Source organism: Tenacibaculum pacificus (assembly GCF_027941775.1).
GTDB lineage: Bacteria > Bacteroidota > Bacteroidia > Flavobacteriales > Flavobacteriaceae > Polaribacter > Polaribacter pacificus_A.
In genome coordinates this window covers 2,375,388-2,401,911 of sequence record NZ_CP115917.1, presented here as the reverse complement: position 1 = coordinate 2,401,911, position 26,524 = coordinate 2,375,388, and the positions used below count along the sequence as shown (strand labels likewise).

Genomic DNA, 26,524 nt, shown 5'->3' with positions numbered 1-26,524 from the left:
CTCTTTCAATTATTTGAAAGAGGCTTTTTTATTGTTTATATTTTTAATTATTCAGCAATACTTTTTGCACAAATAAAGGCACCAGTCCATGCATTTTGAAAATTAAATCCGCCAGTAACAGCATCAATATTTAAAACTTCACCAACCATAAATAAGTTTTTATGTAATTTACTTTCAAAACGTTTAAAGTTAATTTCTTTCAAAGCGACACCACCAGCAGTTACAAATTCATCCTTAAAAGTTGTTCGTCCGTTTGCGTTAAATAATCCTTTGGTTAATTGTGTCGCTAAATTATGCAATTGTTTATTGCTTAAATCACCCCAATTTTGAGTAGTTTTTATTTCGGCAGCACTTACAAAACGCTCCCATAAACGACGTGGAATATCAGCAAAAGGTGATTTTAAATTCACTTGTTTTCTAGCTTCTGAACTTTTAAGACTTGTTAATTCGTCTAAAGTATCATCAAAATCTTGCCCTAACCAATTTACTAAAACATTATATTGATAATTTTTATCAGCTAAAATACGTGCTCCAAAAGCTGATAATTTTAAAATTGCAGGTCCACTTAATCCCCAATGTGTAATTAATAAAGGTCCTGAATTTTCTAAATTTGTTCCTACTAATTTTACATCAGCATTAGGAACAGATATTCCGCCTAAATCTATAATTCTTTTATCTTTGATATTAAAAGTAAATAATGAAGGAACAGGTTCAACAACAGTATGTTCTAAAGTTTTACATAAATCCCAAACTTTTTTAGAACTACCTGCGGCAATTACTAAATAATCTGCTTCAAATTGTTGTTCTTTTGTATTGATAATCCATTGTTCATTATTTTTTTCAATAGAATTTACACCATGATTTTTCAACACTTTAATTCCTAATTTATCAATAGAATTTTGAAAACAATCAATAATTGCTTGCGATGTATTTTCTTCAGGGAAAACTCTATTATCATCTTCAATTTTTAAAGGAACACCTCTGTCATCAAACCACTCAAAAGTATCTCCTGTCATAAATTGATGAAAAGGACCTAAAAGTTCTTTTTCTCCTCTTGGATAAAATTTCACTAATTCTTTCGGTTCAAAACAAGCGTGTGTAACATTACAGCGTCCGCCACCAGAAATTTTTACTTTTTGTAAAACTTCTTTTCCTTTTTCAAGAATGGTAATATCTAATTCAGAATTTTGTTCTTTTGCATTAATTGCTGTAAAATGTCCTGCAGCACCACCACCTATAATAATTACTTTTTTCATTATTTATTTTTATCCGTTTGAATAATTTTGATATTTTTCTGAAAACTTTTATAAAACCATTTTTTGATAAGATACAATTGTGTTATATCCTTTTTCTTCAAAATAATTTATTGTATTTTCATTTCCTGTAGCTAAAACAAAATCGCCACCCCAAGCACCTAAGCTTTTTATTTCTCCAAAATAATCTGGAAAAAGTCGTTTTTTTACAGGTGTTTGTTTAATAATTGAACTGATTATTTGTTCGTGCTCAACTATTATTTCATTGATGTTTTTAGTAGAATCTGCCTTTAAAAATTGTTGTGTTAAGTTATTTATTTCAGGAATTAATTTTTTAGCATTTTCTCTGTGTTCCTTGTATTGCGTAATTCCTTCTCGGCTATTTTGTTTTTGATTTAAATAGATAAAAAATAATTCATCTGTAAAATTTGGATTAAATTTTACTTTTGATACAATCGGTTTTTTTTCATTTAGTTGATATAAAATCGGTGTGTTATTACTTGCACAAGCAATATCGTAACCACTTCCTGAAAAGGCATTTTGCAACAAAATAAACGGATTTACTTTTGCCCAAGTTGCTATATTATTTATTAAAGTTGATGAACTTCCTAATCCCCAATTTTTAGGAAAAGTTAAGTTTGTTTTTATAACATAACCATTTTCATTGGCATTTTTATCGCTTAGAAAATCAGGATTTAATTTTTTAGCTTCCTGTAAAATATCCGATAAAGTTTCGGCGATAAATTCCGCATTTCCTTCTTTATCAGAATTAAAAGTAGCAGAAGTTAGGCGTAACTTTGGCAAATCAAAACTAGCTTCAAACCAACACTCGCCAGTATTGGTAAAACTTCCCCAAATAAGTTGTTCTTCTTTTATGGGTTCAACTGTTAAATCTTGCCCAAATTTGGTAGGAACAGCTAACGATGTTGCTCCGTCTAAAACAAGATATTCACCTGTTAATAATAATTTTCCGTTGCTGTAAAATGTATCCAAAATTTTATTTTCTTAATTCGTTAACTTTATCAACTACGGCACTATGAGAAACAGTTTTGTTATCAAAATAAGTGGTAACAATTTCTTTTTCTTCGGATGTTGCTTCTAACTGATTTAAAATATTTTGCAAGTGCATTTTCATGTGTCCGTGTTGTATTCCTTTGGTTGTTAAAGCACGTAAAGCGGCAAAATTTTGAGCTAATCCAGCAGTTGCAATAATTTCCATTAATTGTTTTGCTGACGGTTTTTGCATCATATCTAACGATAATTTTGCCATTGGATGTAAGCCTGTTAAACCACCAACAGTACCAAGAGTAAGCGGAATTTCAATCCAAAATTTAAAGATTCCGTTTTTTGTTTCGCAATGTGTTAAACTACGATATTGTCCATCTTTTGAAGCATAGGCATGTGCACCAGCTTCAATAGCTCTAAAATCGTTTCCTGTAGCTAAAACTACCGAATCAATACCATTCATAATTCCTTTATTATGAGTAACGGCTCTGTAAGGTTCTATTTCAGCAATTTTAACAGCTTGTTCAAATTTTTGAGCAAATTTCTGAGGATTTTCTCCGCCTAAATCTTCAATTTTACAAGAAACTTCAGCACGTACCAAACACTCAGGAACGTAATTCGATAAAATACTCATTACAATCTCTATATCATCTTTTCTAAAAGTTTTTGCAATAGCTTCTAAACAAGAATTGATAAAATTTGCACCCATGCTATCTTTTGTTTCAAAAGTTACATGAAGTTGGTAATAATTAGCAAGTTTATCTGTTTTATCAATCAATTGAATATCTAAAATACCGCCGCCACGTTTTTCCATGTTTTTGGTTATGGAAGCTGTTGCGGTATATAAATTTTCTTTTTGATTCTTAAAATAGGTGTTTAAATCTTCTTTATTACCTTCATACATAAAATGTACTTGTCCAATTTTGGTGGTAGAAACAACTTCAGTTTTAAAACCACCACGAGTACTCCAATATTTTGCTACTAACGAAGCGGCAGCAACAACAGAACTTTCTTCAACCACCATTGGGATTACATAATCACGTCCATTGATGATAAAATTAGGAGCAATTCCGTAAGGCATATAAAAGTTAGAAATGGTATTTTCTATAAAATCATCATGTAATTGTTGTAGTTTGCTATCAACATTCCAATATTGTTTTAATGTTTGTATAATTTCAGGTTGATTATTAAAGTAAGCTTTAGTTAACCAAGCTATTTTTTCTTCTTTAGTAAGTTTAGAAAATCCAGCAATAATTTTAGGCATTCTCAATTAATTTTAGGTGCTTCAAAGATAAATGAATCCTGTTAAAATAGGTGTCTTATTTAGTATTTATGATTTTTTTGACACGTTTTTTGCTGATTTTTCCGTAAACTTGGCAAACTTTTCAGATAAACAACAATTTAACATGAAGAAAATATTAATACTTTTTCTAGGGATATCTACGTTATTACAAGCACAAAAAAAAGATATTTCTTTAGAAGATATATGGAGAAATGGCACATTTAGAGCCGATTATATGAATTCATTGAACTCAATGAATGGTGATTATTACTCGTTGTTAAGTACTAAAAATGGAACTTCAACAGTAAATAAGTACAGTTACAAGACTTTAGAAAAGGTTGAAACCATTGTAAACGGTGCAGATTTAAACGGATTAAAAATATTTAAATCGTACACTTTTAATAATGATGAAACGAAGTTAATTTTAGGAACTAATTTTAAGAAAATATTTCGTCATTCTTTTTTAGGTACATTTTATATGTATGATATTGCTTCAAAATCATTGAAGTTAATTGGAGAAGACATTCAACGTCCTACTTTTTCACCAGATAGTAAAAGAGTAGCATTTGCAAAAGAGAATAACTTATTTATTAGAGATTTTTCTGACAATACAATTATTCAGGTAACAAATGATGGTGAAAAAAATAAAATTATAAACGGTATTACCGATTGGGTTTACGAAGAGGAATTTGCTTTTGTAAAAGCTTTTGAATGGAGTGCAAATGGTAACAATCTTGCTTTTTTACGTTTTGATGAAAGTGCTGTAAAAACTTTTTCTATGGATATTTACGGAAAAGGAATTTACCCAACACAACATGTTTTTAAATATCCTAAAGCAGGAGAAGATAACGCTAAAGTTAGCTTACATATTTATAATTTATCAACGAATGGAACTTCAAAAATGATTTTTGGAGATTACGAATATATTCCAAGAATTAATTGGACTAAAGATGATAATGTTTTAGCCGTACGTACTTTAAATCGTCATCAGAATGATTTGAAAATGTATTTTGTTAATGCTAAAACATACGAAACTTCATTAATATTGAATGAAAAAGATAAGGCATTTGTTGCCGTTAATGATGATTTAACTTTTTTAGATGATAATAGCTTCATTTGGTCAAGCGAAAAAGATGGATATAATCATATATATCACTATAATAAAAAAGGAAAATTAATAAACCAAGTAACAAAAGGTAATTGGGAGGTAACAAATTACTATGGTTTTAATTCTGATAAAAAAACAATTTATTATCAATCTGTAGAAAATGGTTCGATAAATAGAGGTGTTTATAGTGTTTCTTTAACTGGAGAAAATAAAAAATTATTAAGTAATCCTTTAGGAACTAATAGAGGTGCATTTAGTAAAAACATGAATTACTTTATTAATACATTTTCTGATGCCAATACTCCGAATATATATTCTTTAAGAAATGATGCAGGAAAAGTATTAAAAACAATAAAAGATAATGCGGCTTTAAAACAAGTTGTAGCTGGATATAATTTAAGTAAAAAAGAATTTTCTACTATTAATGTAAACGGAAACGACTTAAATATGTACACGATTAAACCTGCTAATTTTGATGCAAATAAAAAATATCCTGTATTGATGTATCAATATTCTGGTCCAGGGTCTCAAAGTGTAAAAAATAGCTGGAATAATGCAAATGATTATTGGCATCAAATGTTAGCACAAAACGGTTATATAGTTGTTTGTGTTGATGGTAGAGGAACAGGTTTTAAAGGTAGAGATTTTAAAAAAGTAACATATTTGAATTTAGTAAAATATGAAACAGAAGATCAAATAGCAGTAGCTAAAAAATTAGCAACATTACCTTATGTTGATGAAAAAAGAGTAGGTATTTGGGGATGGTCTTTTGGTGGACACATGAGTACAAACTGTATTTTAAAAGGAAACGATATTTTTGCAACAGCAATAGCAGTAGCACCAGTTACTACTTGGCGTTTTTACGATACTATTTATACAGAACGTTATATGCGTACTCCTGAAGAAAATCCAACTGGTTATGATAGTAATTCTCCTTTAAATTATCCAGAATTATTAAAAGGAAAGTATTTATTAATTCACGGAACAGGTGATGATAATGTACACGTTCAAAATGCGTACAGAATGGCGGAAGCTTTAATTCAAGCTAATAAGCAATTTGAATGGGGAATGTATCCAGATAAAGATCACGGAATTTACGGTGGTAATACTCGTTTGCATTTATATACTAAAATGACAAATTTTATTAAAAACAATTTATAAAAAATGAATGAAGTAAAAAAGCCACACGAAAAAGAATTATTTGGGCATCCAATAGGATTATATGTATTGTTTTTCACAGAAATGTGGGAGCGTTTTTCTTACTATGGAATGCGTGCTTTATTGGTTATTTATATGATTGCTGAAGCATCACATAAAGATGGTCCTGGTTTGGGATGGACAAATTTAGAGGCGTATCAATTATACGGTTGGTATGTAATGTTAGTGTATGTTATTTCTATTCCTGGAGGAATTTTGGCTGATAAAGTTTTAGGACAACGAAAAACCGTTATGCTCGGTGCTATTATTTTAGTTCTAGGGCATGGAATTTTGGCGGTAGAAGCAGAATGGGCATTTTTTGCTGGTTTAGGTTTAATTATTTTAGGAGTAGGTTGTTTAAAACCAAATATTTCAACAATGGTTGGGGGACTTTATAAAAAAGGAGATATCCGAAGAGATAAAGGGTTTAGTATTTTTTATATAGGAATAAATTTAGGGTCATTATTAGCCACATCTATTATTGGTGTTGTAGTGGCTAAATGGGGGTGGCATGCAGGTTTTGGTTTAGCAGGAATTGCAATGTTATTAGGTTTAGCGGTATATGTTTATGGGCAAAAATATATTATTCATGTTGGTAATAAACCTACAGTTGAAGAAAAAAAGAACGATGTTTCTTTAGTTAAAATATTTTCGAACATTTTTAAAAACCCAGTACAGTTAACTATTTTTGTAGTATTATTAGCACTATCAATATACGCTGGTTTTACTTTTAAAGGTGTTGATCATTGGGGGTATGGTACATTATTTATTTTCTTGTCTTTTGTTGTTGGTTTAATGATGATGATTTATAAAAGTTTAGAAACTAAAATATTAAAAGATCGTTTTTTAGTATTACTTCTTTCTTTTCTATTAGTTATTGTTTTCTGGGGAGCTTTTGAACAAGCAGGAGGATTAATGAGTGTTTATACAGAAACAAAAACCGATAGAATGTTATTCGGATATTTAATTCCTACACCAATGTTTCAAGGATTAAATGCAGGATTTATTATATTACTTGCAGTTTGGATTGCAAATATTTGGGCGAAGCGAAAAATAAAAAATAAAGAAGCTTCTTCTTTATTTAAAATGGCGACAGGAACTATTATTATGGGGTTAGGTTTTGTTTTCATGATATTAGCCGTAAGAGAATACGAAGCTAATGGAAGTTCAGGAATGCAATGGTTAGTATTAGCCTATTTATTTCATACCATTGGAGAATTATGTTCTTCACCAGTATCATTATCATTCGTAACTAAATTAGCTCCTGTTAAATATGCATCTCTTATGATGGGATTATATTTTGCTGCTACGGGGCTTGGAGGTAAAGTTGCAGGTATTTTAGGAGAAAACTCAGAGCATTTAGGAGAGTATACTATTTTTACAGGAATTGTAATATTTACAGTTGTTTTTGGATTACTAGTAATCGCTTTACTAAAACCATTGAAAAGATTAACACATGGTGCTGAAGATACGCAAGGAACTTCAAATGAAGAAGCTGAAGGTTTCGAGTTAGCAGATTAACAAAATATATTCTTAAAAAGCTCTAAATCATATTATATGATTTAGAGCTTTTTTTTCAAAAATCAATAAAACAAACATTTTTATGAGTACACTAACTAAAGAGAATGACTTTACACTACTAGGTCATAAGCCTGCATTATTTGTATTATTTTTTACAGAAATGTGGGAGCGTTTTTCATACTATGGTATGCGCGCCATTTTTGTATTATTTTTAACTTCATCATTTGCTGATGGTGGTTGGGAATGGACAACAAACAGAGCAATTGGTTTATTAGGTATTTATACGAGTTCGGTATATTTAACACCAATTATTGGAGGTTTTTTAGCTGATAAATTATTAGGGTATCAAAAAGCGGTAGCAATTGGAGCACTCGCAATGACTTTAGGACATGCTGCAATGGCTGTTGAAACAGAAACGATGTTATATCTAGGTATTGGTTTATTAATACTTGGTAATGGTTTATTTAAACCAAATGTAACTTCTATTGTAAGTGGTTTATATAATGAGTATCCTGATAGAAAAGATGGAGCTTTTACGATCTTTTATATGGGAGTAAATGCAGGAGGATTTTTAGGAGTTCTTTTATGTGGATTCTTAGCAAGTAATTTAAGTTTCTCTTGGGGATTTGGATTAGCAGGTGTTTTTATGTTCTTAGGAATGTTACAATTTTGGTTTGGTAGAAGTATTTTTGGCGAGGTTGGTAAAGAACCTACTTCAAAAGTAGATTTATCTGATGCTATTGAAAACTCTCAAGCAGTAGAAGAAAAAATACCAGCAAATGTGCAAAGAGATCGTTATATTGTTGTTGCTATTTTAGCATTTTTAACAGTTTTCTTTTGGGCTGCTTTTGAACAAGCAAGTGGATCTATGACCATTTTTGCAAAAAATTATACGCAATTAAAATTAGTAGGAAATTCGGCATCAATATTTAAAATTGTAGATGTATTAGTTACTGTTCTTCCTTTAGGAATAATTTCTTGGGTATTATTAAAATTATTCGGACAAACTTTTAAAAAGATAACATTATCAAACATTACTTTAGGTATTAGTTTTTTAAGTATTTGGGCAATTGCACTTTGGAAACTTAGTATTATTATTCCAAAAGAAAATGCAGAAATTGAGCCATCATGGTTTTTAATTTTAAACTCACTTTTTATTATTGGTTTAGCACCTTTATTTTCTAAATGGTGGGAAAGTAAATTCAATCCTTCAGCAGCTATTAAATTTGCAGTAGGAATGATTTTATTAGGTATCGGTTTTGGAGCTTTAGCTTACGGATCAAGTGGTATACCACAAGGAGCAAAAACAGCTTCAGTTAGTTTACTTTGGTTAGTATTAGCGTATTTATTACATACTATGGGGGAATTATGTTTATCTCCAGTAGGTTTGTCTTATGTATCTAAATTAGTGCCAGCCAAAAAAATTGGAATGATGTTCGGTTTATGGTATTTAGCTATTGCAGCAGGAAATTATTTAGCAGCATTTGTAGGTGGATATATTGATGTAATTGTACAACAACATTCAATGTCTTATTTCTTCTTAATATTCACAATTATTCCAGCAGGAGTAGGAGTGTTATTATTATTTTTAAATCCGTTAATTAAAAAATTAATGCACGGAATTAGATAGCATAAAAAATTTAAAAAATTTAAAAAACCTGTCAATTTTTATAATTGACAGGTTTTTTTGTAAATTGGGTACACTTATTGATACTTAACATATATGAGAAAATTAATTTTAGTAGTAGTTTTAGCTATTATTTCGGTTGGAGTAAAAGCACAAGAAAAAGTTAATTGGTTAACTTTTGAGCAAGCAATAGAAAAAAATAAAGAGAATCCAAAACCTATTTTAGTAGACTTATATACCGATTGGTGTGGGTGGTGTAAAAAAATGGATAAAACAACTTATAAAAATAATGTTATTGTTAAGTTTATTAATGATAATTATTATGCTGTAAAAATGAACGGTGAGGGTAAAGATGATATCAGTTTTAATGGTAAAACCTATAAATATGTAAAGCAAAATAGAATGAAATATCATGAGTTAGCAGCACAAATTATGAAAGGACAAATGAGTTATCCTTCTACGGCATTTTTTGACCCAGAAGAAAGATTAATTCAAACTGTTCCTGGTTATTTAGGTGAACAACGTTTTGAGAAAATAATTAATTTTTTCACAAAAGATATTTATAAAACTACTGAATGGGTAACTTTTGAAAAGGAATTTAAAAGTGCTATTTAAGTCTTTTTTACAACTTATTTTTTAATGATAAATGCTCCGTTTTTTTTAGTATCATAAAATGGAGTTTTTTGTTTTTTACAAGTAGTTTTCCAATAATTTACATAGTTTTTGTAATTACTTCCATCAGTAATTATTTTCTTCGGATTTAGTTTTTTAATTAATCTATCTAGATTAATTTTAGGCGAGTTTTGTAAAATAACAATCGGATTTTGAAGCGATATATCATAAACGCCCAAATTATCTACAATTAAAATAGTATCCGAAGTAAAAGTAAAAATATCAGGTGTTTTATTTGAGAAATTACTTTTTATATTTTCAATGTATTCGATAACTTTTAATTGTTCTTTCTGTTATAATTTTAGAAGAATCTAAATTGTGTAAAATATCTAAATTAGTTCCATTTCTTATTCCTATTATATTTTTTCTGCTTTTATGAAAAACAATTAATTCTTGGGTTGTTTGTTGTTTTTTCTTTTCAAAAATGAAAGTCACTTGTAATATAATTATCGATGTAAGTAACAAAATAAGTTGCTTATTTTTTTTATTGATAATTAGCTGATATGTAAAAATAACAACAAGATACCAAAGTATCATTTGATAAAAAGACATTGGTATTTCTTGTAATAAAAACTCTTCTTGTTTGGCAACCCAATCAACAATTTTATTCATTAATGAAATAATGAATCCGTAGAAATCAAATAAAAATTGTAAAGGTATTTTTAAAAGCGCAAGAAATATTATTAGAATTCCGCCCATTAAAATACTACCCAAAAAAGGAATAATTACAAGGTTTGCGATAAAAAATAATCCAGGAAATTGATGAAAATAATACAAACTTATTGGTAATATTCCTACTTGTGCGGCAATTGAAACGGTTAGTAAACTCCAAAATTTATTCAATAGCCAAAATTTTGGAGTCCATAATTTATAAAGTACTGGTTGTATCCAAATAATTCCGAATACAGCCATATAACTCAACTGAAAACCAACATCAAATAAAAATAAAGGCTTTATCAGTAATAAAAAAAACATCGAGCTAATTAAAGAATATTCAACTATTTTCTTTTTTTGAAAGAGTCTCCAATAGCAATAAACGTAAACATGGTAACAGCTCTAACTACTGAAGCCGATAATCCTGCGATAAAAGCAAACGTCCAAAGTAAAATAATCAGAAATAAACTTTTTATTAATAGTCCATTTTTGAAATGTTCAATAGGTTTGAATAAATAACTTAACATCAATAGTATAATACCAATATGTAAGCCTGAAATAGCCAAAATATGTATCGCTCCTGCATTTGTATAACTTTGGATAAGACTTTTAGAAATATCTTTTCGCTCTCCTAATAACAGCGCATTAATTACAGATAATTCATCTTTAGTAAAGTCATATTCTTTTAAAGAAGTTTGAATTTTATTTCTGATTTTTTCAGATAAACCATAAATTGAAGCGTTATTTTTTATTAATTTTTGATAATTATCAGAATTGATAAAAACTTGTTGATATACATATTTTTTTGATAAATAATTACTGTAATCAAATTGATACGGATTTAATGGTGTTTTTAATTTTTTAAATTCAGTTTTGGTGAAAATTAAATCATCCACTTTTAAAGGTGATGAAATACTATCTTTTTTAAGATTTAAAAGAATTGTTCCAACTGTTTTTTTAGTGTCAATTTGAATTACATCAGCAATATATTTATGATTATAATTCCCTGTTTTTAAAACCTTATGTATTTTTATTATGATACTTGAATTATCAGTAATATGACGCTTATAATAATTATCATAATTCTTTGGATTGTGTATAAACGTGGTAGAAATTCCGATAAAAACAAATAGTAAATTTGTAATTATGGTATAATAAATTTTAGCTTTTACTTTTTTCTTCAGAAGAAATAAAATCCCTGTTGATATCAATAAAACAAGAGCTAAATAGCTAAAATGATAATGCCAAATATTGGTGTAAAATTGGATTATAATTCCAATAATTATACAAATCAGAAAGTAAAAGGGAAGGTATTGTAATAGTTTTTTCATAGCTTTTTAAAATTATGAAAAATAAATTAGTTGAATGTTTAATTTATATTATTGATTTGTAATTATTTAAAATCATTTTTATAGATAATCAAATAAAAAAAAGCAACCTTTTCAGATTGCTTTTTATATTATATGTAAGAAAAAAATTATACTAATTCAACAAATAAACCTTCTTCAGTTTTTTCAACTTTAGCTAATTTATTTTTAGTTAATCCTTTAATTGTTTTATCCCATTTTTTATTAGATAAGCTCGATTGTATTTTTAAATTATTCAAATCTATTTTTCCAGATTTTTCAATAATTGCTAAAACAGCTTTTTCATCTTCGCTTAATTCAACTGCTGATGCTTTTTTCTCAGGTCTCATTTGAGGGAAAAATAACACTTCTTGAATAGATGGATTATTCGTTAAATACATAATTAATCTGTCCATTCCAATTCCTAAACCAGAAGTAGGAGGCATTCCATATTCTAAAGCACGTAAAAAGTCATCATCGATAAATTCAGTTGCTTCATCATCACCACGTTCTGCTAATTTTAATTGTGCTTCAAAACGCTCACGCTGATCAATCGGGTCATTTAATTCAGAATATGCATTTGCAATTTCTTTACCACAAACCATTAATTCAAAACGCTCTGTTAATTCAGGATTATCTCTATGTTCTTTACATAAAGGAGACATTTCCTTCGGATAATCAGTAATAAAAGTAGGCTGAATGTAGTTTCCTTCACATTTTTCACCAAACATTTCATCAATTAATTTTCCTTTACCCATGGTTGCATCAACTTCGATACCCATTTCTTTAGCAGCCTCAAAAAGTTCAGTTTCCGATTTTCCGTTAATATCAAAACCAGTAAAATGTTTGATAGAATCAGCCATTGTAACTCTTGCGTATGGAGCTTTAAAATCAATCTTATGTTCACCAAAAGTTGCTTCACTTGTTCCGTTTACGGCAATTGCACAGTGTTCTAATAACTTTTCAGTAAAGTCCATCATCCAGTTGTAGTCTTTATAAGCTACATAAATTTCCATTGCTGTAAATTCAGGATTATGCGTTCTGTCCATACCTTCATTTCTGAAGTTTTTAGAAAACTCATAAACACCATCAAAACCACCAACAATTAAACGTTTTAAGTATAATTCATTAGCAATACGCATATATAAAGGCACATCTAAAGCATTGTGATGCGTCATAAAAGGTCTTGCAGAAGCACCACCAGCAATAGGCTGTAAAATTGGTGTTTCAACTTCAAAATAACCCGAATCGTTAAAGAAGTTACGCATTGCAGTAAATAACTTTGTACGTTTTACAAAAACTTCTTTTACATGCGGGTTTACCACTAAATCAGCATAACGCTGACGGTAACGCATCTCAGGATCTGTAAAAGCATCATAAGTAACACCATCTTTTACTTTAGGCATTGGTAAAGGTTTTAAGGCTTTACTCAATAATTTAAAAGATTTTACTTTTACTGTTTTTTCACCAACTTTTGTTGTGAATAACTCTCCTTCAACACCAATAAAATCACCTAAATCTAATAATTTTTTAAAAACATCATTATATAAAGTTTTATCTTCTCCAGTACAAATTTCATCTCTATTAAAATAAAGTTGAATTCTACCTTCACTATCTTGTAATTGAGCAAAAGAAGCTTTTCCTTGTATATTGATAGCCATTAAACGACCAGCAATAACCACCTGTTTATCTTCCGCGAAGTTTTCTTTTATTTCTTTAGAATTAGAATCTAATGGGAATAAATCAGCAGGGTATGGGTTGATACCTAATTCACGTAATTTCCCTAATTTTTCTCTACGTACAACTTCTTGTTCTGATAATTGCATGGGTTGTTTTTTTTATTTTTAATGAAGCTACAAATATACAATCAATTGGAGCATTAAACAATGATAATCAAAATGAGCTTTTTTGTTAAAAAATTAAAAAAGTTTGGTAAAGTCGTAAAAAGATGTATATTCGCAGGCTGATTATTTTTATAATTAGTAATTTAGTTGTGTTGTTAGACGCTTTAAATAGCGTCATGGTTTTGTTAACCAATGGAAAGCTTCCCTGAGACGGGTCGCTTTTTTTTGTGCTAAATTTTAACTTTTTTGAAGCAATTTCCCGCTTTCCGCACTCGCTTTTTTTGTTTTTTCGAAAAGAAAAACAAAAAAGAGCTCAAACAATTGCTTCAATCGGGGCTAGGCATATTTACTCGATTTAGTATTTTTAATAAAATTTATTATCCCTAATAAATCAAATCCGTCAAACTGAATTTATTTCAGTTTCACATCCTGATTTGCCGTAGTTCTTAGTTTTATGCGATGCTGAAATAAATTCAGCATAACGTTTATATCTAAAAAAATATTTTTTAACTAAATAATTAGTTTAAACTAATTTTTTAGTTATATTTGAAGTGTATAAAAGTAAATAGTAAAATAATGAGCAAACAATTAACAAAAGCAGAGGAGGAAATAATGCAGGTATTATGGAGTTTAAAAATAGCTTCGGTAAAAGAAGTTATAGCTGAATTACCTGTACCAAAACCAGCTTATAATACGGTATCAACAATTATCAGAATTTTAGAAGTTAAAGAGTTTGTAGGACATCAACAAAAGGGAAGAGGTTATATTTATCATCCGTTAATAGAAAAATCGGATTATAGTAATGATAGTTTGCATAAGTTAATGAACGGTTATTTTGAAGGCTCTTTTAAAAGTATGGTATCTTTTTTTATGAAAGAAAATAAAATGGATATTCAAGAATTAGAAAGCATTTTAAAAGAAGTTGATAAAAACAAAAAGCTATGATAAATTATATTATTCAAGTAATTTTATTTCAAGTATTATTTGTGGCTGTTTATGATTTGTTTTTAAGCAAAGAAACTTTTTTTGTTAAAAATAGATGGTACTTGTTAAGTACTGCTGTTATTTCATTTTTATTGCCATTTTTAAAAATACCAACAATACAAAAAGTGGTAAAACAGGAATATCCTATCTTATTACCAGAAGTATTTTTATCACCTCAAAATATTATAGAAAAATCAACATTTTATCAATCTGTAAATTATTTAGATGTGCTTTTTATTACTGGATGTTTATTGTTTTTTATAATCTTTATTTTAAAATTACAACGAATAATTCATTTAATTTTTAAATACGGAAGCGAAAAAAAAACCTATATAAATTAGTGTTATTACCTAAAAAATCAAAAGCTTTTTCATTTTTTAACTATATATTTTTAGGTGATGGAATTTCGGAAGAAAAACAAGAAAAAATAATTCAACACGAATTAGTACATAGTAAACAAAAACACACACTTGATTTATTGTTTTTTGAATTTCTTAGGATTTTTATGTGGTTTAATCCGATGGTTTATGTGTATCAAAATAGAATAACCTTAGTACATGAATATATTTCTGATGGTGAGTTAAGCAAAAATACATTAAAAGAAAATTATATAAATAACTTATTATCAGATGTATTTCAGGTAGATAACATTTCATTTATCAATCAATTTTATAAACAATCATTAATCAAAAAAAGAGTTATTATGATGACAAAAGGAAAATCAACAGAAGTAAAACAATTGAAGTATTTAATCTTAATTCCGCTATTAGTTAGTATGGTTTTATATACTTCTTGTAATGTTGAAAAGAAAGAAACTACACAATCAGTAAAACAACCAGTAATGGTTTATCAAACTATAAATGGTAAAATAACAGCTGTACCTTCTAGTGGTTATCAGGGTAAATATCTTGATATTTATTCAGGAAATGGTATGCCTAATACCAAAGAAGTTTTAGTATCAGAATTAACATCTGAAGAAAAAGAGGAATATCAAGATTTATTAAATAGTTTAGAAGATAATTCTTTACCAATTAAAATGAGAATTTTTGAAACTACTAATAATAGAAAAATGATTTTTTATGATTCTGACAGATTAAAAAATTTACAAGATATTAATGATGATGAAATTTCTTTTTCAGATTTAGATAAATCGCCAACATTTCCTAATTGCACAGAAGGAGATAAAGAGTGTTTTAGTAAAAGTATAACAAAATTTGTAAAAGAAAATTTTGATACTAAATTAGCAAATACTTTAGGTTTATCATCAGGAAAAAAAGAATTTATGTTCAGTTTAAAATTGATAAAAAAGGTAATATTATTGATGTTAAAGCACGTGCACCACATAAATTATTAAAAGAACATGGAGTAGATGTTATACAAAAATTACCTAAAATGATACCAGGAGAAAAGAATGGCGAAATAGTTACAACAGGTTATGTTTTGCCAATTAATTTTAATGTTGATTAAAATAAAAAAATACATTTTAAATTATTGAAAGCTGAAGTATAGAACTTCAGCTTTTGAATATTTCAGCAAGTATATTTTAATTAAAAAGCAATAAAAATGGAAGTAAGCTAATAGGAAATAATAATATAAAAAGACTGACAAATATCCAAAAAACATAAAATATAGTTTGTAAGAAATTCATTTTAACAATTTTTTTATTTTGAATTTTATCTTTTAATTGATTTACTGTTAATGCTAATAATTGTTTTTTAGTAAGTTGTAAATCAATTATTCCTGTTACTTCTAATCCTGCTTTGTATCCTTTAAAAACTTCTTTTGGATGATTTAAAAAAGAGAATCCCATTGCCCATAAACTAATAAATCCGATAGGAAAATGTTTCCATAATCCAGTTGAAATTTCCCAACCGGCAATAAAAGCTTCTCCTTTCCATGTGGTGTCACATTTATATAAAACATGTTGAATATCATGAACATGAATTATATCTTTTCTAAATTGAGAATTTGGAAGTTTTAAAGTAAAAAGTTTAAATTTTAGTTCAAACGTTTTTGCATTTTCTCCGCCATCTTTATCAAAGTTATTTTCGGTATAAAACTGCTGTAAAGCATCTGCTATTATCATAATTGTAGATTATATGACAAAGATATTTTATAGTGTTTTAATTATTCTTGACAATTATCAAGAAAACTATTTTGCTCTAATTCTACTAAACGTTTCAGGAGTCATTCCTAAAAAAGAAGCAATATGTTTTGCTGAAACTCTTTTAAAAAGATGTGGTTTTTTGTTTAATAAAATGTCATAACGTTCTTGAGTTGTATGTAGTTGTAGGTCATCAATTCTTTCAACAAGATCAATATAAATTTGCTGTAAAAACAATCTGCCAAAACGCTCAAATTTTGGATTTGATTCAAATAAGTTTTCTAAATCAGCATGTGTTATTTCCAAGACTTCTAATTCTTCTAAAGCTTCAATATTGTATTTGCTTTTTTTACGTTGAATAAAACTATCTATAGTTGTAATACTTTCTTGTTCTGCCGAAATATGAACTGTAATATCTTTATCTTCTTTATAATAAAATATTCGAGCGATACCTGTAGTAATTATATACATATGATTACAAACCTTTCCTGATTCAATGTAAAATATGATTTTTTGGATACTTTTTAAAAGTCATTATTTCTTCAAAAGCAGTAGCTAGTTCAGGATTTTCTAATAATAAAGAGGCATTTTGTTCTAAAAAACTCATATTTTTAAATAAGGTGTTACTTTTCTAAAGTATAATTACTAAATATGGTAAGGTAGATAGAGTAGAAACATTTAGTTCAGGCGATAAAAGTGATTTAGAAGATGAAGTAAAACGTATTGTATTATTGTTTCCTGATTTTTTACCAGGAAAAGAAAATGGTCATAATGTTGGGGTTGTTTATACTATGCCAATAGATTTTAAACTATAGTAGTTCCTCTAAAAACCAACGAGAATTAGACAATCTTGGTACTTTATGCTGACCACCTAATTTTCCTTTTTCTCTTAACCAATCGTAAAATAAATTTTCACGAGCTTGATGCACAATTGGTATTCCTAAGGTCATGTTTTTATAACGTTTTGCTTCGTAATCAGAATTAATTGCTTTTAATGCATTGTCTAATAATTCGGTAAAATATGCCATGTTTTCGGGGGCTTTACTAAATTCGATAATCCATTCGTGTCCACCACTTTTATTATCATTCATAAAAATAGGTCCAACAGTATAATCTTTAATACTTGCATTTGTTTTTTTACTTGCCGATTTTAAAGCTTTTTCAGCATTTTCAATAATTAATTCTTCACCAAAAACATTAATATGATGTTTGGTGCGTCCTGTAATTTTTATACGATATGGATCTGTTGATGTAAATCGAATAGTATCACCAATTAAATAACGCCATAAGCCTCCGTTGGTAGTAATTACAACAGCATAACTAATATCTTTTTTTACTTCTGAAAGCGGAATTGTAGGTGAGTTTTCACCATCATATTTATCCATAGGGATAAACTCATAAAAAATACCATAATCTAACATTAACAGTAATTCTTCCGAATTATTGACATCTTGAATAGCAAAAAAACCTTCCGAAGCGTTATAAGTTTCATAGTATTTAAAGTCTTTTTTCGGAATTAGTTTTTTGTATTGTTCTCGATAAGGACTAAAATTTACGCCACCATGAAAATAAACTTCTAAATTAGGCCAAACTTCTAAGATATTATCTTTTCCAGTTTTTTCTAAAACTCTGTTTAAAAGCACTAGCATCCAACTAGGAACGCCAAATAAACTAGTGATGTTTTCATTAATAGTTTCATCAATAATAGCTTCCATTTTGGTTTCCCATTCTGCCATTAAAGAAATTTCGTGGCTAGGAGCAGAGCTAAAATCTGCCCAAAAAGGTAAGTTTTTAGTTAAAATTGCTGATAAATCACCAAAAGAAGAATTATTATTTTCATAAATAGCCGTACTACCGCCTAATTTTAAGCCTTTTCCTTTAAACATTTTCGAATTCTCATTGTTTGAAACATACAAACACAGCATATCTTTTCCTGCTTTTAAATGACAATCTTCGATAGCTTCTTCACTAACAGGTATATATTTACTTTTAGCATTTGTTGTTCCGCTACTTTTTGCAAACCATCGAATAGGAGTAGGCCAAAATAAGTTTTGTTCGCCTTTTCTACAACGTTCAATAAGTGGTTCTATACTTTCATATTCTTGAATTGGTACTTTTGTTGAAAAATCAGCATAATTTTTTATCGATGAAAAATTATATTGCTTCCCAAACTCCGTATCTTTTGCTGTATTTAATAGCTTTTGAAGTAATTCATTTTGTACATCAATAGGATATTTTAAAAATAATTCTAATTGATGTTTACGTTTTTTTAAAAACCAAGAAATGATAGCATTTATAAATGGAAACGACATAGGTTGAGTCTTAATTCAGTTTTTTTACTGTAAGTTTGTGGAGCTAAATGTAATAAAATTTAAGACATGGAATACCAAGGAGTTTTAAAAAAAATGACCACAGAAAATTTAGATACGGTTCAGTATTATTTAGATATGAAAACTGATTTTCTAAATATGAATCAGTTGATAAATAAGAAGATAACCTTAAGCTTTGTTAAGTACGAATGTTTAAATTGTCATTTAGAAAAAGAAGTATATCGTCAAGGATTTTGTAAAAAATGTTTTTTTGAAACTCCAAATGCAGGAGATTGGATTATGCGACCTGAATTAAGTAAAGCGCATTTAGATATAGAAGATCGTGATTTGGCGTATGAAAAAAGCGTACAATTAAAACCACATATTGTGTATTTAGCAAATTCTAGTAATGTAAAAGTTGGAGTTACCAGAAAAACACAAGTACCTACACGTTGGATTGACCAAGGAGCACACGAAGCTATTGAGGTTGTTGAAGTTCCAAACAGATATTTAGCAGGAATTACAGAAATTGCTTTAAAAGAATTTGTAGCAGATAAAACTAATTGGCGTAAAATGCTAAAAAATGATATTGAAGATGAAAGTTTAATATCATGGAAAGAGAAATTACGAAATTTTATTCCTGAAGAAGCACAACAATATATTATCGAAAATAATAAAGAGACGCTTATTAATTTTCCTGTTGAAAAATATCCATTAAAACCAAAGAGTTTAAATATTGTAAAATCGCAAAATTATACAGGTGTTTTAGTTGGAGTAAAAGGACAGTATTTAATTTTTGAAGATGAAACTGTTTTTAACGTTCGTTCTAATGAAGGTTTAGTTATTAAAATAAATATAGCTTAATCAATAAAAAAAAGCAGCCAATTTAGGCTGCTTTTTTTATATGTTTTTTATTGCTTTACAAGAGTGTAATTTTCATTCATTTTTAATTCACTTAAAACATTAAGTGCTTCGTTTAAATAAATATCTTTTTTTAGATTTTTATGCCACACAACACGTTTTTCTTTTAAAACAGTATCTTTTACAAATAAATTCAATTCATATTTAGGTGAATTAAAAGTCAAATTAGAATCGAATTTAAAAACATCTTTAAAAAGAGATCCTTCTTTTATTTTTTTCTCACTTTCTTTTTTAAAAGCGCTATATTTTAAAGAATAAACTCTTTCTTCTTGATTCTTTTTTAACCATTTGGCATATTTATTAATCTCATTAAATTTCTTATCTTCAAGTACACGACGTTTACTATTATATACTACATCGCTAAAGTTACTGTATGAATTGGTTGTATCGTATTTTGCTTGTTGCACTTTATCCCAAGGTAAAGCACCGTCTAAATCACGTTCTCCAAATTTCATATAGCTATATCTAGTTGGTAATGATATATCAGAATAAACACCTTCAATTTGAGTTGATCCACCGTTAATTCTATAAAATTTTTGAATAGTCATTTTTAAAGCACCTAAATCACTAGGATATTTTTCATAAAAACGATTGATAGGCATTACATTTTGAACTGTTCCTTTTCCGTAGGTTTGTTTACCTCCAATAATTACTCCACGTTTATAATCTTGCATTGCTGCTGCAAAAATTTCAGAAGCTGAAGCTGAAAATTCATTAACCATTACTACTAAAGGACCATTCCATTGCGTTTTAGCATCAGTATCATTTTTTACTAAAGGATCTTCACCTCTATATTTTACTTGTACAATAGGACCTTTTTCAATAAATAGTCCACCAATTTCTATGGCTGTTTTTAAAGAGCCTCCACCGTTGTCACGTAAATCAACAATAATACCTTTTACGTTTTCACTTTTTAAACGCTCAATTTCTTGCTCCATATCTTTGGCAGCATCTCTACGGCTTAAATCATTGAAATCAATATAAAATCTTGGTAGGTCGATAAGTCCATATTTTTCACCATTTTTTTCAACAATACTTGATTTTACAAATGTTTCATCTAATTCAACAACATCTCTAATAATTGGAATAATTTTTATAGATCCGTCAATTTTTTTCTTAACAGTTAAACGAACCTCTGTTCCTTTTTTTCCTTTGATAAATTTAATAGCATCATCTAATCGCATACCAACAATATCTAAAGGTTCTGCATCACCTTGCGCTACTTTTAAAATGATATCTTCAGGTTCTAAATCACCTTGTTTCCAAGCAGGACCTCCAGAAATTAGTTCAACAATATGTGTGTAAATTCCTTTTTTTTGTAAACGAGCTCCAATTCCTTCTAATTTACCAGACATTTCTTGGTCAAAACGAGATTTTATTCGAGGTGACATATAAGTAGTATGTGGATCAAAACCACTAACAACACTATTTAAAAAAGTAGAGTACCAATCAGAATTTTCAAGTTCATCAATACGCTCGTATAATTCATTCATGTTTTTTAAGACTTCTTTTCTAGCCTCAATTTCTAGTTCTGAAAACTTTTTCTTTTTTGTTTTTTTATCTTTTTCAGCTTCTTTGTTTTGTACATCTTCAGCTTCTTCAATTCTACTTAATATTGATAATTTTAACTGTTTTCTCCAATAATCAACTAATTCGATTTCGTTTGCAGCAAACGGAATTTTTTCGTAATCAACATTAATTTCTTCGTTTTTTTTGTAATTAAAAGGCTGTGTTAATAAAGTGCGATAATTATTTTTTGCAGCACTTAATTTTTCTAAAAATCGATTATAAACTAATTTATAGAAATCAATTTCAGTATTTTTTAATTGATCATCTATTTCATATTTAAATTGAGAAAATTCTTTTAAATCTTCTTGAGTAAAATATCTTTTATTAGGGTCTAAACCATCAATAAAATTATTGTAAACATGCTCAGAAAAATCATCATTTAATTCTTTTTTAACATAATGATATCTGCTTAAAATATTTTTTAAAACATATACAATTACTTTATCTTTTTCAGGGTCTTTTTCCGAAGTCGTATTCGAATAAATTGATTTTGAAAATAATATTATAATTGCTAAAAATGGAATGATAAATTTCTTCTTCATGTACCTTCTGAATTTAATGTTGTGCTTGTATTACTAAATCACTAAAATAATGCCAATTTTTTAATTTCAGCATTTTTTATAACTACTTCTTTAATTTTTATACCTAATTTATTTTTTAGAATAGATACTTTTTTATCAGTCTAAAAAATAAATAGTGTCTTTTTTTGATATAAGTTACGAATCTTCGCTTTATTTAAGTCGATTTTTATCAGAAAAGATAATAACAATAAAGATAGTTAAAAAAATAAATAACGATAGTAGTTTGTTTTTTATTTGATTACTACAATTTTACATATAAAATAAAGGGTTTTGTCTTTACAAAATGTTAAAATAAGAATGCTTTTTTTATGTTACATTTGTTGTAAAACAAACTTACTATGCAAGAAAGACCCTTAATCTTGGTAACGAATGATGATGGAATTACCGCACCAGGTATTCGTATGCTTATTGAAATAATGAATAAAATAGGAGATGTAGTTGTTGTTGCTCCTGACAGCCCTCAAAGTGGTATGGGACACGCAATTACAGTAAATAATGTATTGCATTGTAATCCTATTACAATTGATGACGGTCCGCAAATAGAATATAGTTGTTCTGGTACGCCTGCCGATTGTGTTAAAATGGCTAAAAATGAAATTTTAAATCGCACACCCGATTTATGTGTTTCAGGAATTAATCATGGAGCAAATTCATCGATAAACGTTATTTATTCAGGAACTATGAGTGCTGCTGTAGAGGCTGGTATCGAAGGAATTCCTGCAATTGGTTTTTCTTTATTAGATTTTGATTGGCGTGCTGATTTTAGAGCCGCTAAAAAATTTATAGAAAAAATAGTATTGAATGTATTACTAAACGGATTGCCAGATGGCGTAGTTTTAAATGTAAATATTCCGAAGTTAAAAGAAAAAGATATTAAAGGTATTCGTGTTTGTCGTCAAGCAAATGGATATTGGAAAGAAGATTTTGATAAACGTAAAAGTCCTACGGGGAAAGAATATTATTGGTTATCAGGTGAATTTATCAATAGAGATAAAGGACAAGATACCGATATTTGGGCGTTAGAAAATGGTTTTATTTCAGTAGTTCCTGTTCAGTTTGATATGACAGCACATCACGCAATTCAAAAATTAAACTCATGGGATATATAAATAAAGAAGTATTTATCGGAATTTTAGTATCTTTAATAGCCACAGCTTGTGGTCTTTTTATGTATTTAGAATTTATTTCTGATGATACAATTACCGAAACCTTAAAAAAAGTGCTTGAAGGTGGTGTTTTAGGAGCTGTATTAGCTTTAGCTGCACTTCCTAACTTATTTGTTTTTTGGGTGTTTTTAAAAAAGAAGCAAGATTATAGAGCAAGAGGTGTTTTAATAACAACGGTTGCCATAGCTGTAATTTCACTTATTTTAAAATTCATATAAAATACTGTTAATGAAATATTACATTCTTGTAGGGGAGGCTTCTGGAGATTTACACGGAGCCAATTTGATGAAATCTTTATTAAAAGAAGATCCAAAAGCAGATATTCGTTTTTGGGGTGGCGATTTAATGCAAGAAGTAGGAGGTACACTTGTAAAACACTATAAGGAACGTGCCTTTATGGGCTTTGTTGAAGTGTTACTTAATTTAAGAAAAATATTAGGTATGATGTCTTTTTGTAAAAAAGATATTGCTAATTTTAAGCCCGATGTAATTCTTTTTATAGATAATTCAGGCTTTAATTTACGTATTGCCAAATGGGCTAAACAACAAGGTTTTAAAACAAATTATTATATTTCTCCCCAAGTTTGGGCTAGTAGAGCAGGTAGGGTAGCAGATATTAAACGTGATATTGATGCTATGTTTGTTATTCTTCCGTTTGAAAAGGAGTTTTATCAGAAATATAATTACGATGTAAATTTTGTAGGACATCCGTTAATTGATGGAATTGAAGGTAGAGAACAAGTAGATGAAACTCTTTTTAGAATAACTCATGATTTGGGGCAAAAAGATATTATCGCTTTATTACCTGGTAGCCGAAAACAAGAAATTACAAAAATGTTATCAGTAATGTTGTCTTTAGTTGATGATTTTTCTGATTATCAGTTTGTTATTGGAGGTGCTCCTAGTCAGCCTTACGAATTTTATAAAACTATTATTGGAGATAAAAATGTGAAATTTATCAATAATAAAACTTACGATTTATTGAGTATTTCAAATACTGCTTTGGTTGGTTCGGGTACAGCAACTTTAGAAACAGCCTTATTTAAAGTGCCTCAAGTGGTTTGTTATAAAGGAAGTAAAATTTCATACCAAATTGCAAAACGAATTATTACGTTAGAATATATTTCGTTGGTTAATTTAATTATGAATAAAGAAGTGGTTAAAGAATTGATTCAAGATGATTTTACCAAAGAAAATTTATCAATAGAATTAAAACGTATTTTAGAACCTGAACAAAGAAATAAACTGTTTTTAGATTATTTCGATTTAGAACAAATATTAGGAGGAAAAGGAGCATCAGAAAAAACAGCGAAATTAATTGTAGATGGTTTAACGAGTTAAAAAACAGTATTATTTATGATTAAAAAACTATTATTTATTTTAATACTTTCTTTTTTAGTGATTTCTTGTGGATCGTCAAAAAATGTAAACTCTTATAAAAAACCTAAAAAATCAACACATAAATCTACTAATTCATCAAAAAAAGTAACTATTGCTGATAAAATTGTTTGGACAGCCGTTAGTTATAAAGGAGCTCCGTATAAATATGGAGGAACGACTAAAAGAGGAATGGATTGTTCGGGTTTAATTTACACTTCTTTTAAACATCGTAATGTTCAAATACCTAGAACATCGCGCCAAATGTATGCAAAAGGATATCAAATTTCTTTAGGAAAGGTTAAGCGTGGCGATTTATTATTCTTTAAAACATCAAGGAAAAGAGGGAATGTAAATCATGTTGGTTTGGTTACTTCGGTAAAAAATAAAGATATTCGTTTTATACATTCGAGTAGTTCTAGTGGCGTAATTATAAGTTCGTTACACACTAATTATTGGCGAAAAGCTTTTGTAAAAGCAAAAAGAGTTTTGTAGTATTTAATTTTTTATTTGAAGCAATTTCCCGCTTTCCGCACTCGCTTTTTTTGTTTGAAAAAAACAAAAAAGAGCTCAAACAATTGCTTCAATCGGGGCTAGTATTTTTTACTAATTATATAAATTTAGTTTTAATTAAAAAACAAAAAGCAACCTCAAAAAATGAAGTTGCTTTTTTTTAGTGTTGTTATTTATTAAGTTTTCCTAGTTTTTCAACTTTAGCAATCCATTTTTGTCTTAAGCTATTATTTGAAGTTTTAATAATTCCAAAATAGGATACTTTAACAGGTTTAATTCCACAGAATTTTAAAGTTGAATTTTTTAATTGATTTACACTTGGTTTTCCATAGACTAACCAATAATACCAACTTGGCTGATCGAGCGTAGTAATAATACGAGCTGTTTTTCCTATTAATAGTTTATCCCAAAAAACAGAATTTTCTTTGTATTTAAATGCTAAACCAGGTAAAAAAAGTCTGTCGATAAAACCTTTCATAATTGCGGGTAATCCTCCCCACCAAACAGGATGAACCCAAACTAAATGATTTGCCCATTTAATTTTTTCCCAAGCATCTAAAAGATCGGGTTCTAATGCTGATATTTTTTGAAAACCAGCTTCAAGATTTGGATTGAATTTTAAGTTAGCAATAATAATTTCTTTAACCTCAGCATTACTTTCTAATGCTCCTTTTTTATATGCTTCTGCTAATCCAAAATTAAAACTATTTTTATTCGGATGCCCATTTATAATTACTATTTTCTTACTCATTTTTTAGCTGTTAATTATTAATAGCTAAATTATAGTTACCGATTTTAATTCTACATGACAAATGTCTTAAAAAGAAAAATCTTTACGAATTCTACTTAAATGTCTTTGCGAAATACCTAAATAAGAAGCTAAATATTGCAACGGAATATTTTTGATATATTTAGGTTGATTTTCCATCAGGTTAGCATATCGTTTTTTGGCATCACTACTTTGTAATAAAAATATTCGTTTTTCTAATTCAACATATTGTTGTTCTGCTATTATTTTTTGAAAGTGTGTCCAATTGTTATTTTGATGCGATAGAAGTTGAATTTTTTCTTTCGAAATAATTAATAATTCAGTTTCTGTAATTGCTTGTATATTTTCTTTTGTTGGTTGATTCGTTAAAAAAGAAGAGTAAGCTGTCATAAAATTATTAGGAAAAGTAATACAGTATGTAAAATCATCTCCTTTTTCGGAAGTATGATACGACCTTAATATACCAGATAAAACAAAAGTAATCGAGCTACATATTTCACCTTCTTTAATATAATAATCATGTTTCTTTAAATGTTTACTTGTTGCTGAATTAATAAAATCATTAATTTCACTATCGGTTAGTGTATCAAAAGATTTTAAAAAATTCTTCATTAAATCGTTTTTCATTATTTAATTAAACTTAGTAGCGTTGTTTTTATAGGCAAGTAACGAAGTTATCAAAAAATAAAAAGCAACCTCATCTGAGATTGCTTTTTAATAAA

At 28.3% G+C, this 26,524-nt stretch carries 25 protein-coding genes and 1 pseudogene; 14 read left to right on the top strand and 12 right to left on the bottom strand.

Annotated features, from left to right (window positions below):
• Positions 1-47: 47 nt before the first annotated feature.
• Genes PG913_RS10920 through PG913_RS10910 form a run of 3 tightly spaced genes read right to left on the bottom strand, consistent with a single transcriptional unit; the run spans position 48 to position 3,522 of the window.
• Entirely contained in the window at positions 48-1,256 is a 1,209-nt protein-coding gene (locus PG913_RS10920) for a BaiN/RdsA family NAD(P)/FAD-dependent oxidoreductase (protein WP_271230733.1), read from the bottom strand.
• 48 nt (positions 1,257-1,304) lie between these two features.
• The gene (locus tag PG913_RS10915; RefSeq protein WP_271230732.1) at positions 1,305-2,246 is read right to left on the bottom strand and encodes a GYDIA family GHMP kinase; all 942 of its coding nucleotides are present in this window, start codon (positions 2,244-2,246) and stop codon (positions 1,305-1,307) included.
• A 4-nt stretch (positions 2,247-2,250) separates the two neighbouring features.
• On the bottom strand, positions 2,251-3,522 hold the full coding sequence (locus PG913_RS10910) for a hydroxymethylglutaryl-CoA reductase, degradative (RefSeq protein ID WP_271230731.1): 1,272 nt from the start codon (positions 3,520-3,522) through the stop codon (positions 2,251-2,253).
• A 142-nt stretch (positions 3,523-3,664) separates the two neighbouring features.
• Between PG913_RS10910 and PG913_RS10905 the strand changes: the two genes are divergently transcribed.
• From PG913_RS10905 to PG913_RS10890, 4 genes are all read left to right on the top strand, one after another.
• Entirely contained in the window at positions 3,665-5,809 is a 2,145-nt protein-coding gene (locus tag PG913_RS10905) for a S9 family peptidase (protein ID WP_271230730.1), read from the top strand.
• Between the two features lie 3 nt (positions 5,810-5,812).
• On the top strand, positions 5,813-7,366 hold the full coding sequence (locus PG913_RS10900; RefSeq protein WP_271230729.1) for a peptide MFS transporter: 1,554 nt from the start codon (positions 5,813-5,815) through the stop codon (positions 7,364-7,366).
• An 82-nt stretch (positions 7,367-7,448) separates the two neighbouring features.
• Positions 7,449-8,996 (top strand): peptide MFS transporter, encoded by a 1,548-nt coding sequence (locus PG913_RS10895; RefSeq protein ID WP_271230728.1) that lies wholly within the window; start codon positions 7,449-7,451, stop codon positions 8,994-8,996.
• Between the two features lie 93 nt (positions 8,997-9,089).
• Positions 9,090-9,608, top strand: coding sequence for a thioredoxin family protein (locus PG913_RS10890; RefSeq protein ID WP_271230727.1), 519 nt, complete (start codon positions 9,090-9,092; stop codon positions 9,606-9,608).
• 14 nt (positions 9,609-9,622) lie between these two features.
• Here the strand turns inward: PG913_RS10890 and PG913_RS10885 are convergent, their stop codons facing one another.
• From PG913_RS10885 to lysS, 3 genes and pseudogenes are all read right to left on the bottom strand, one after another.
• A complete protein-coding gene (locus PG913_RS10885) occupies positions 9,623-9,844 on the bottom strand; it encodes a hypothetical protein (RefSeq protein WP_271230726.1) in 222 nt (73 codons plus the stop codon).
• Positions 9,845-9,923: 79 nt separating this feature from the next.
• Positions 9,924-11,650, bottom strand: a pseudogene (locus PG913_RS10880) (ComEC/Rec2 family competence protein).
• A 146-nt stretch (positions 11,651-11,796) separates the two neighbouring features.
• Positions 11,797-13,491 carry a lysine--tRNA ligase gene (gene lysS / locus PG913_RS10875; RefSeq protein ID WP_271230725.1) on the bottom strand — a complete coding sequence of 565 codons (1,695 nt, stop codon included), beginning with the start codon at positions 13,489-13,491 and terminating at the stop codon, positions 11,797-11,799.
• Between the two features lie 594 nt (positions 13,492-14,085).
• Here lysS and PG913_RS10870 point away from each other — a divergent pair.
• The 4 genes from PG913_RS10870 to PG913_RS10855 are packed head-to-tail and all read left to right on the top strand — an operon-like array spanning position 14,086 to position 15,960.
• Positions 14,086-14,454 carry a BlaI/MecI/CopY family transcriptional regulator gene (locus PG913_RS10870; protein WP_271230724.1) on the top strand — a complete coding sequence of 123 codons (369 nt, stop codon included), beginning with the start codon at positions 14,086-14,088 and terminating at the stop codon, positions 14,452-14,454.
• A complete protein-coding gene (locus PG913_RS10865) occupies positions 14,451-14,834 on the top strand; it encodes a hypothetical protein (RefSeq protein WP_271230723.1) in 384 nt (127 codons plus the stop codon). Before PG913_RS10870 ends, PG913_RS10865 begins: the two co-directional genes overlap by 4 nt.
• On the top strand, positions 14,834-15,847 hold the full coding sequence (locus tag PG913_RS10860) for a M56 family metallopeptidase (RefSeq protein ID WP_271230722.1): 1,014 nt from the start codon (positions 14,834-14,836) through the stop codon (positions 15,845-15,847). Before PG913_RS10865 ends, PG913_RS10860 begins: the two co-directional genes overlap by 1 nt.
• Positions 15,754-15,960: an energy transducer TonB gene (locus PG913_RS10855; RefSeq protein ID WP_333780822.1), complete on the top strand. Its 207-nt coding sequence runs from the start codon at positions 15,754-15,756 to the stop codon at positions 15,958-15,960. Before PG913_RS10860 ends, PG913_RS10855 begins: the two co-directional genes overlap by 94 nt.
• A 76-nt stretch (positions 15,961-16,036) precedes the next feature.
• On the opposite strand, the gene PG913_RS10850 is transcribed toward PG913_RS10855, so the two are convergent.
• The gene (locus tag PG913_RS10850) at positions 16,037-16,579 is read right to left on the bottom strand and encodes a hypothetical protein (RefSeq protein WP_271230721.1); all 543 of its coding nucleotides are present in this window, start codon (positions 16,577-16,579) and stop codon (positions 16,037-16,039) included.
• A gap of 66 nt (positions 16,580-16,645) precedes the next feature.
• Positions 16,646-17,068 carry a Crp/Fnr family transcriptional regulator gene (locus PG913_RS10845; protein WP_271230720.1) on the bottom strand — a complete coding sequence of 141 codons (423 nt, stop codon included), beginning with the start codon at positions 17,066-17,068 and terminating at the stop codon, positions 16,646-16,648.
• Positions 17,069-17,235: 167 nt separating this feature from the next.
• Between PG913_RS10845 and PG913_RS13025 the strand changes: the two genes are divergently transcribed.
• The gene (locus tag PG913_RS13025; protein ID WP_408648508.1) at positions 17,236-17,412 is read left to right on the top strand and encodes an energy transducer TonB; all 177 of its coding nucleotides are present in this window, start codon (positions 17,236-17,238) and stop codon (positions 17,410-17,412) included.
• Here the strand turns inward: PG913_RS13025 and PG913_RS10840 are convergent.
• On the bottom strand, positions 17,407-18,909 hold the full coding sequence (locus PG913_RS10840) for a GH3 auxin-responsive promoter family protein (protein WP_271230719.1): 1,503 nt from the start codon (positions 18,907-18,909) through the stop codon (positions 17,407-17,409). The two genes, PG913_RS13025 and PG913_RS10840, sit on opposite strands and share 6 nt — an antisense overlap.
• 66 nt (positions 18,910-18,975) lie before the next feature.
• On the opposite strand from PG913_RS10840, the gene PG913_RS10835 reads away from it, so the two are divergent.
• Entirely contained in the window at positions 18,976-19,770 is a 795-nt protein-coding gene (locus PG913_RS10835) for a DUF2797 domain-containing protein (protein ID WP_271230718.1), read from the top strand.
• A gap of 47 nt (positions 19,771-19,817) precedes the next feature.
• Here PG913_RS10835 and PG913_RS10830 read toward each other — a convergent pair whose 3' ends face one another.
• Complete coding sequence (locus tag PG913_RS10830) at positions 19,818-21,938, bottom strand: carboxy terminal-processing peptidase (RefSeq protein WP_271230717.1); 2,121 nt, start codon at positions 21,936-21,938, stop codon at positions 19,818-19,820.
• Positions 21,939-22,315: 377 nt separating this feature from the next.
• On the opposite strand from PG913_RS10830, the gene surE reads away from it, so the two are divergent.
• Genes surE through PG913_RS10810 form a run of 4 tightly spaced genes read left to right on the top strand, consistent with a single transcriptional unit; the run spans position 22,316 to position 25,015 of the window.
• Positions 22,316-23,086 carry a 5'/3'-nucleotidase SurE gene (gene surE, locus PG913_RS10825; RefSeq protein WP_271230716.1) on the top strand — a complete coding sequence of 257 codons (771 nt, stop codon included), beginning with the start codon at positions 22,316-22,318 and terminating at the stop codon, positions 23,084-23,086.
• Entirely contained in the window at positions 23,074-23,361 is a 288-nt protein-coding gene (locus PG913_RS10820; RefSeq protein ID WP_271230715.1) for a hypothetical protein, read from the top strand. Before surE ends, PG913_RS10820 begins: the two co-directional genes overlap by 13 nt.
• Before the next feature lie 10 nt (positions 23,362-23,371).
• Complete coding sequence (lpxB, locus tag PG913_RS10815) at positions 23,372-24,484, top strand: lipid-A-disaccharide synthase (protein WP_271230714.1); 1,113 nt, start codon at positions 23,372-23,374, stop codon at positions 24,482-24,484.
• 15 nt (positions 24,485-24,499) lie between these two features.
• Entirely contained in the window at positions 24,500-25,015 is a 516-nt protein-coding gene (locus tag PG913_RS10810; RefSeq protein ID WP_271230713.1) for a C40 family peptidase, read from the top strand.
• A gap of 187 nt (positions 25,016-25,202) precedes the next feature.
• On the opposite strand, the gene PG913_RS10805 is transcribed toward PG913_RS10810, so the two are convergent.
• Both PG913_RS10805 and PG913_RS10800 read right to left on the bottom strand, forming a co-directional pair.
• Positions 25,203-25,784, bottom strand: a complete 582-nt coding sequence (locus PG913_RS10805; RefSeq protein ID WP_271230712.1) for an NAD(P)H-dependent oxidoreductase — start codon at positions 25,782-25,784, stop codon at positions 25,203-25,205.
• Between the two features lie 66 nt (positions 25,785-25,850).
• Entirely contained in the window at positions 25,851-26,429 is a 579-nt protein-coding gene (locus PG913_RS10800; protein WP_271230711.1) for a Crp/Fnr family transcriptional regulator, read from the bottom strand.
• Positions 26,430-26,524 lie beyond the last annotated feature (95 nt).